At 71.0% G+C, this 2,186-nt stretch carries 1 protein-coding gene and 1 pseudogene; one reads left to right on the forward strand and one right to left on the reverse strand.

All coding sequences use genetic code 11. The features are described from left to right. Positions 1-288: 288 nt before the first annotated feature. Positions 289-1,896, forward strand: coding sequence for a class I adenylate-forming enzyme family protein (locus tag G6019_RS16035; RefSeq protein ID WP_107757073.1), 1,608 nt, complete (start codon positions 289-291; stop codon positions 1,894-1,896). A gap of 26 nt (positions 1,897-1,922) precedes the next feature. Here G6019_RS16035 and G6019_RS16040 read toward each other — a convergent pair. Next, positions 1,923-2,186, reverse strand: a pseudogene (locus tag G6019_RS16040) (acyclic terpene utilization AtuA family protein); the annotation flags it as partial.

Raw genomic sequence — 2,186 nt, forward strand, 5'->3', positions numbered from 1 at the left:
GGCGACGTCCCAGCCCGCGGCCGGGGTGGCGGTGTGCCAGCGATCGGACCCGGCGGCCTCGACGAGCTCGTCCACCCGGGCGCTGAGGGCGGCGAGGGCGGCGTGCGGGTCCTCCGTCTCGGAGGGCGGGGGGTTGGTCATGGCGGGAACGATTCCACCTCCGCCCAAATAAAGCAAGCATGCTTGCTTGCTTTTCTCCGCGACGACTGGGAGGGTGGCCCACGGTGACCCACATCACTCCCGACGCGGGACGCCCGACCCCTCTCCCCGACCCCTTACGGAGGCACCATGCGACTGGACATGACCGGAATCGACCCCGTGGACCACGCCCTGGCCCGCCGGTGCTCGGTGGGCGACATCCCCACCCGGGCGGCGGCCACCTTCTCGAACCGGACCGCCCTCACGGACGATGCCGGGTCGTGGTCCTTCCTCGAACTCGAGTCCGTCTCCAACCGGTTCGCCCACGGTCTGGTGGCGCACGGAATCGAGGCGGAGGAGCCGGTCGCGATCCTGTCGACGAACTGCCGCGAGTTCGTGGCCACCTACTTCGGCACGGCCAAGGCCGGGATGGTCTCGCTGCCCATCAACCTGCTGTCCGGGCTGGACAACATCGCGCACGCCCTGACCGACTCGGGGACCCGAATCCTCGTCGTTCACGGTTCACTCGCGGAACTGGTGATGGGAGCGGTCGCCGCCATGCCCGGGATCCGGACCGTCGTCGTCATCGGAGGCGTCCCCGACGGACTGACGGCCTCCGCCGACGGTCCCGACCTGATCGGGTGGGACGACCTGCTGTCCGGCGACGACTCCAGCCCCGACACGGTGATCGGTGACCGCCAGGTCGTGCAGTGCCTCTACTCCTCGGGCACCACCTCACGCCCCAAGGGCGTCCTCACCTCGCACCTCGCCGTGTCCATGGCCGCCCTGGGCAACGGGGCCGTCTTCGGCCTGAACTGGGGCGCCGAGGCCTCGGTGACCGTGTGCCCGCTCCCCCTCTTCCACACCGCCGGTCTCAACGGGGTCCTGCTGTCGGCGGTCACCATGGGGGCGACCGTCCACCTCCTGCCGGGTTTCGACCCGGTCGGATACGCCGAGACCGTCGCCCGCGTCCGGGCCACCCACCTGGTGGGCCTGCCCCTCATGCTGGAGGCCCTGGCGGACGCGACCGACCGCGGCCTCGACCTGTCCTCGCTCCGGTTCCTGCTCTACGCCATGGCCCCGATGTCCGAGGAGATGCGCCGGCGCCTCGACGCCGCACTCCCGGATGCCCGGATAGTCCTGGCCTCGGGGATGAGCGAGTGCACTCCGGCCACCGTCATGCAGTGGCCGGAGCTCAACCCGGACAAATCCGACTCCTGGGGGTACCCCACCCCGATCGCGGAGAACAGGATCAGTGAACCGGGCGGTTCCGCACTCGTGCCCACCGGGGAGGACGGTGAGATCGTCTACCGCGGCCCCACGGTGATGGAGGGCTACTGGAACAACCCCGAGGCCAACTCCGAGGCGTTCGTGGGCGGCCGCCTGCACTCGGGGGACCTGGGGCGCATCGACACCGAGGGGGTGGTGTGGTTCGCCGACCGCGTCAAGGACATCGTCAAATCCGGCGGCGAGAACGTCTCGTCACTGCACGTCGAGCGTGTCCTCATGGACCACCCGCACATCGCCGAGGTCGCGTGCGTCGGCCGCCCCGACCCCAGGTGGGGCGAGCTCGTGGTGGTCGTGGTGGTCCCCGCCGAGGGTGCGCCGGACGGGGACGAGCTCAAGGCCTCGGTCATGGAGTTCGGGGCCGAGCGTCTGTCCTCCTCACACCGGCCGCGAGACGTGGTGGTGGTCGACACCATCCCGCGCACGGCGACCGGCAAGATCCGGAAGGTCGAGCTCCGCGCGGCGACCTGACCGGTCCCGGTCAGCCGCGGTCTCGGTCAGGGGCCGACCTCGAGGAGCTCACCCGGGATCTCCAGGCTCGCGGCGGCGAGGTCGGACCCGAGGCCGGGTCGCAACACCTCGCCCCGCGGGGGCCGCGCGACGACGTTGACCGCCCGGAGGTTGGGCAGCAGGTAGCGGTGGAGGTCCATGCCCTCCAGCCCCGGGACGAGTTCACGGAACCGCTCATCGGTGAGTTCGCCGGCGAGCCACGCGAACGCGGCGTCGTCCCAGGTCCACACCGCGATGTTGACGCCGCGCCC

Origin of the sequence: Dietzia sp. DQ12-76 (genome assembly GCF_014145045.1) — a bacterium.
Lineage (GTDB): Bacteria > Actinomycetota > Actinomycetes > Mycobacteriales > Mycobacteriaceae > Dietzia.